The sequence below is a fragment of the Caldicoprobacter sp. genome (assembly GCF_047459465.1).
Classification (GTDB): domain Bacteria; phylum Bacillota; class Clostridia; order Caldicoprobacterales; family Caldicoprobacteraceae; genus Caldicoprobacter.
In genome coordinates, this window is record NZ_VSCO01000137.1 from 1 (window position 1) to 4,661 (window position 4,661).

Below are 4,661 nucleotides of genomic sequence, written 5' to 3' on the forward strand. Positions count from 1 at the left end.
GTGCTGGTGGTACATCCCAATTATTACGGCATGTGCAGCCATTTGAAGCAGATAGAAAGGGTTGTTCATGATAGAGGGAAGCTGTTGTTGGTGGATGAGGCTCATGGTGCTCATTTTGTCTTTCATCCTGATTTACCCCCTTCGGCCGGAGAGCTGGGAGCCGATATATGGGTTCAAAGCGCTCATAAGACGCTACCCGCTTTGACGCAGGGGGCATATCTCCATGTAAAGGGACCGCGGATTGATGAGAGGCGAGTAGCCCAGATTATAGCTATGTTACAGACCAGTAGCCCGTCCTATTTGATAATGGCTTCACTTGATTGGGCTCGGGCTCTGATGGAGGCAGAGGGCAGAAAGTTGATTGACAATTTGATTGAGGCGGTCCATCATGCAAAGGAGCAGCTACGAAGCCATCTAGGGCTTTTGACATTGGACGATTATGACAGGAGTGAAGAGGTGGAGGCGCTGGACCCTACACGGCTAGTACTGGATGTGCGCCCGCTTGGGATCACTGGCTATCAAGCCGAGAAGCTATTGAGAAGGGTTGGCGTGCAAGTTGAGATGAGCGACATACACCGCCTGGTACTCATATGTAGCGTAGCAGATGACAGGGCGGTTTTTGACGCCTTGGTTGAAAGATTGGCAAAGATGGCAGACGAGCTACCAGAACATAGGCTTGGCCCCTGTGTCGAATATAATGAGATGTCAATTTCCCAGGAAATACCGCAGCAAATGATGTCGCCCAGGGAAGCTTTTTATAGTATAATAGAAAACATACCTCTAAGAGAAAGCGTAGGCAGAATATGCGCAGGGGTCATAGGTGCTTATCCTCCGGGTGTACCTCGTTTTTGTCCCGGAGAGTTAATAGATAAAGAAGGAATAGATGAGCTTTTGTACATACAGCGACAAGGAGGTTCTCTTTTTGGGCTTGTAGAGGGTCATCTAGTCCCAGTGGTAAGCGAATAGCATGGAGAGAGGGTTGGTTATGGCAGGGATTTTTATCACTTTTGAAGGCCCGGATGGGGCAGGGAAAACTACCCAGGTTATGCTTCTGGAGCGGCATTTACGGCAAAAAGGCTATGATGTGCTGGTGACCCGTGAGCCGGGTGGAACACCCGTAGGGGAGGAAATACGCAAGCTTCTGCTCAACCGCAGCCATCAAGATATGGATGCCTTAACTGAGATGTATTTGTATGCAGCATCACGTGCCCAGCATGTAAGGCAAGTCATAAAGCATGCCCTTGATAAGGGCATAGTGGTGTTGTGCGATAGATTTATCGATTCCAGCATAGCCTACCAGGGATTTGGAAGAGGATTGGGCATGGATGTGGTAGAAGCGGTAAACAGATACGCGTTGGGAGATATCCTGCCTGATTTGACGATTTTTCTAAACATTCGGCCTGAAGAGGCTTTAGCAAGAGGCCGTATGAGGTTAAAAGAGGTGGACCGGCTAGAAAGCGAGAAATTGGAATTTCACCAGCGCGTTTACCAGGGCTTCCTCATTTTACAGGAAAGGTATGCACAGCGCATCAAAGAGGTAGATGCTTCAAGGAGCATTGAGGAGGTATTTAAACAAGTTCTGGAGCTGGTAGAATATTTGCTATCATGTAAAAAATAGGATATAATATAGCTAAGCAAGTCAAAAAGGGGGGATGAGCAGTGAAGCTCATAATTGCCGTGGTGCAGGATGAGGATGCTCAGAAGCTGATTTCTACCTTGATGAATGAGGGATTTGGGGTCACCAAGCTGGCTACTACAGGAGGTTTTTTGAGGGCAGGAAATACCACCTTGCTGATCGGTACCGAAAAAGAGAGGGTTGAATTAGCTCTATCCCTCATTGAGAAAGTGTGCAAGAGCAGGAAGCAGATAGCCACATCGCCTTCACCCGTGTCAGGTACCACAGGAGTATATATGCCCTATCCCATTGAAGTAACAGTAGGCGGAGCTACCGTTTTTGTCCTGGATGTGGAGGAGTTCAAGAAGATTTGAGCTAAGTATAACATTTCGGGGAGATAAAGGTAGCTATGAGAATAAGGGATGCTGTGGTTAAAGACAAGGAAATGAGTTTAAACAGCTTAAGGAGAGAGAATTATCCGGGTAAAATACACAGCACAAGTTTTAACGGAATAATACACGATACCCAGGAAAAGTTAATTGAACAAGAGCTGTCACTGCTTATGGAGGAGATCAGGCAGCAGGAGGAAAAGCTGATCAAGCATCTTACTCTTGCTGAAGTCATTCGCTACAGAAAGTTGGTGTCAAAGTTTTTATCCATGGTTGTAAGCAATATGTATCAATTCGTAAAGCATGACCACTTCAATAGCCAGGGCAGGCATGAGATATATGCTATAGTAAACAAGGTCAATCAAAAATTAGAGGAGCTAGTGAAGCGAGTGCTTTATTCAGACAGGGATAAGCTCAAGATATTATCCCTGATAGATGATATTCGAGGGCTGTTGATAGACTTATTCTATTGAGAGGTTTGAAGAAAGGTTTGAACAGACCATGAACTTTTCAGACGTAATAGGCCAATCATCTGTAGTCAAGAGGTTAAAACAGATCATCGAAAGCCAAAGGATAGGCCATGCTTATCTGTTGGTTGGCCCGGAAGGAATAGGGAAAAAGACCCTAGCCAATATATTTGCTCGAGGGATTATGTGCACATCACATGGACAGAGGCCTTGTGATGTGTGCCGTTCATGCAGGCAATTCAATTCGGGGAATCATCCTGATGTATATCGGGTTCAAAAAGGGGATAAAGGCAGTATAGGCGTGGAGCAAATAAGAGATCTGCTGGACGATATACACCTTAAACCTTATGAGTCCAGCCGCAAGGTTTATATAATTGAGGATGCTCACGCCATGACTGCACAGGCTCAAAATGCTTTTTTAAAGACTTTGGAAGAGCCTCCTTTTTTTGCCACAATTATTTTGCTCGCAGAAAGGGCCAACGAGCTACTGCCTACCATACTGTCCCGCTGTCAGGTATTTCGTATGCAAAAGCTTACAAGAGAAGAAGTGTGTACCATCATAGTTAAGAACTTGGGCATACCTAAGGAAAAGGCTATGTTGTTTGCCGGCCTTTCCGATGGGATTCCGGGTAAAGGATTACAGCTAGCGGGCTCACAGGAGTTCCATCAGATGCGAAACGATGTTTTCAAATTTCTTGAGGGAATTTTTGATTATAGTGATATAGAAAAGATGGCCCAGTGGGAGCTTTTTAACCAATATAAGGACAGGATCGACGAAATACTGGACATGTTGGTCATATGGTTCAGGGATGTGCTGGCATATAAGGAGACCGGGGATTTTGGGTTGGTTATCAACATCGATAAGCTGCCCATGATAGAAAAACAAGCCTCCTTATTTACATTGAGTCGTATAAGGAGTATCATTGAAAGTATAGAACGCACTCGAAGGATGCTGAAAGGAAATGTCAACTTTCAATTAGCCATAGAGAATTTGCTGCTAAACATATAGGGAGGTGATTTTTATACAGACAGTAGTAGGGGTCAGATTCAAGAGAGCAGGCAAGATATATTACTTTGACCCCAATGACATAGAGCTTAACCGCGGTGACCACGTGATAGTGGAGACAGCCCGTGGAATAGAATATGGGGAAATAGTCGTACCACCAAAGCAAGTTCCCGAGGAAGATATAGTCCCTCCCTTAAAAAAAGTCATTAGAAAGGCTACTGAAGAGGATGAGCAGAAAGTACGAGAAAACAAAGAAAAGGAAGTTAAAGCCTTTGAAATATGTTTAAGGGAGATTGCCAAGCACAACCTTCCTATGAAGCTGGTGGGAGTCGAATACACTTTTGATAATAACAAGCTCATATTCTATTTTACCGCTGAAGGGAGAGTGGATTTCCGCGAGCTGGTTAGGGATTTGGCAGCTATTTTTAGGACAAGGATAGAGCTCAGGCAGATTGGCGTACGCGATGAAGCCAAGATGATAGGAGGGCTAGGCCCTTGTGGCAGAGATATGTGTTGTTGCACTTTCCTGGGGGATTTTCAACCTGTATCTATTAAAATGGCAAAGGAACAAAAGCTTTCGCTTAATCCGGCTAAAATATCTGGCGTGTGTGGACGACTTATGTGTTGTTTGAAGTTCGAACAGGATTTTTACGAGGATGTATTAAGGCGAATGCCAAAAGTGAACAAGGAAGTATTGACGCCTGATGGGAAAGGCATTGTGGTGGATATAAATGTGCTGTTTGAGAAAGTCAAGGTAAAGTTGATTCAGGATGATGACAATGTAGAAGTCAGAGAATATTCTCCCGATGAGGTAGAATTGTTAGACGAGGATCAAGGCGAAGATGCCTTAAAAGAGATAAGTGAGATACAAGAAGATTTAAGTGAGGTGGATGAAGAGTTGAGGTCGTTGATAGAGGAATATGATGAATGAAAAAAATCTTGCAATTTTGGGTATTGATGATAGAATATAAGGTGTTTGTTGCGGGGGTTTCAATGTAAGGAGGTGAGGGTAGATGGCCTATAGGATTACTGAGGAATGCATCGCATGTGGGGCTTGCCAATCCGAGTGTCCGGTTGATGCCATCTCCGAAGGTGATGACATCTATGTTATAGATCCGGATGCTTGCATAGAGTGTGGCGCATGCGCCGATGTTTGCCCTGTGGGTGCTCCTCAACAGGAATAA

Annotated in this window: 7 protein-coding genes; all 7 read left to right on the top strand. The window is 44.7% G+C overall.

What is annotated here, in order from left to right:
- A partial coding sequence (locus FWJ59_RS08000) for an aminotransferase class I/II-fold pyridoxal phosphate-dependent enzyme (protein ID WP_414481423.1) occupies nt 1-966 on the top strand: 966 nt, incomplete at its 5' end.
- A gap of 19 nt (nt 967-985) precedes the next feature.
- The gene (gene tmk, locus FWJ59_RS08005) at nt 986-1,618 is read left to right on the top strand and encodes a dTMP kinase (RefSeq protein ID WP_414481424.1); all 633 of its coding nucleotides are present in this window, start codon (nt 986-988) and stop codon (nt 1,616-1,618) included.
- 41 nt (nt 1,619-1,659) lie between these two features.
- Nucleotides 1,660-1,989, top strand: coding sequence for a cyclic-di-AMP receptor (locus FWJ59_RS08010; protein WP_414481425.1), 330 nt, complete (start codon nt 1,660-1,662; stop codon nt 1,987-1,989).
- Nucleotides 1,990-2,024: 35 nt separating this feature from the next.
- The gene (locus FWJ59_RS08015) at nt 2,025-2,477 is read left to right on the top strand and encodes a YaaR family protein (RefSeq protein ID WP_414481426.1); all 453 of its coding nucleotides are present in this window, start codon (nt 2,025-2,027) and stop codon (nt 2,475-2,477) included.
- A gap of 28 nt (nt 2,478-2,505) precedes the next feature.
- On the top strand, nt 2,506-3,480 hold the full coding sequence (gene holB / locus FWJ59_RS08020) for a DNA polymerase III subunit delta' (RefSeq protein ID WP_414481427.1): 975 nt from the start codon (nt 2,506-2,508) through the stop codon (nt 3,478-3,480).
- A 13-nt stretch (nt 3,481-3,493) separates the two neighbouring features.
- Nucleotides 3,494-4,408 (top strand): stage 0 sporulation family protein, encoded by a 915-nt coding sequence (locus FWJ59_RS08025; RefSeq protein ID WP_414481429.1) that lies wholly within the window; start codon nt 3,494-3,496, stop codon nt 4,406-4,408.
- An 82-nt stretch (nt 4,409-4,490) separates the two neighbouring features.
- Entirely contained in the window at nt 4,491-4,661 is a 171-nt protein-coding gene (locus tag FWJ59_RS08030) for a DUF362 domain-containing protein (protein ID WP_414481428.1), read from the top strand.

Bases quoted from the DNA above. Each gene is read 5' to 3' on its own strand.
- holB (WP_414481427.1), top strand. From the start codon at position 2,506: ATGAACTTTTCAGACGTAATAGGCCAATCATCTGTAGTCAAGAGGTTA.
- FWJ59_RS08030 (WP_414481428.1), top strand. From the start codon at position 4,491: ATGGCCTATAGGATTACTGAGGAATGCATCGCATGTGGGGCTTGCCAA.
- FWJ59_RS08015 (WP_414481426.1), top strand. From the start codon at position 2,025: ATGAGAATAAGGGATGCTGTGGTTAAAGACAAGGAAATGAGTTTAAAC.
- tmk (WP_414481424.1), top strand. From the start codon at position 986: ATGGCAGGGATTTTTATCACTTTTGAAGGCCCGGATGGGGCAGGGAAA.